Origin of the sequence: Chlorobaculum sp. 24CR, from assembly GCF_004118635.1 — a bacterium.
Lineage (GTDB): Bacteria > Bacteroidota > Chlorobiia > Chlorobiales > Chlorobiaceae > Chlorobaculum.
Map to the genome: position 1 here is coordinate 1 of NZ_SDGU01000095.1, position 685 is coordinate 685.

Genomic DNA, 685 nt, shown 5'->3' on the forward strand with positions numbered 1-685 from the left:
GACCGATAAAATTGTCGCCTTCGGGGATCAGAGCCACAAATGCCCGGTCTATGTAAGGCAGACCCCGCCCTGCACCGCCGAGTGCCCGGCAGGCGAAGACATTCGCGGCATCAACCGCTTTCTGAACGGCACCGACCCGTCGGACGACCCGCTGAAATCTGCCTGGGAGACAGCCACCGACACCAACCCGTTCCCGGCGGTGATGGGGCGCATCTGCCCGCACCCGTGCCAGAGCAAATGCAACCGCGGCGTCCATGACGAAAGCGTGGCCATCAACGCCGTCGAGCAGGTGATCGGCAACTACGCCATCGAGAACAACCTCAAACTCAAAGGCCCCGGTGCTGACACCGGCAAGCGAGTCGCCATCATCGGCGGCGGCCCGGCGGGCCTGTCGGCGGCCTACCAGCTTCGCCGCAAAGGTCACGCCGTCACGATCTACGACGCCAACGAAAAGCTCGGCGGCATGGTGCTCTACGGCATCATGGGCTACCGGGTGGATCGCAAGGTGCTCGAAGCCGAAATCGCCAGAATCATCGACCTCGGCGTCGAGACGAAAATGGGCGTCACCATCGGCAAGGATGTGACGCTCGAACAGCTCGAAGCGGAGTACGACGCGGTGTTTATCGGCGTTGGCGCTCAGAAAGGACGCGGCCTGCCCGTGGCGGGCTTCGACGGAACGCCCGGA

At 63.8% G+C, this 685-nt stretch carries 1 protein-coding gene; it reads left to right on the plus strand.

What is annotated here, in order from left to right; translation table 11 throughout:
- On the plus strand, nucleotides 1-685 hold a 685-nt coding region (locus EST62_RS12780), incomplete at both ends, for an FAD-dependent oxidoreductase (RefSeq protein WP_129052451.1).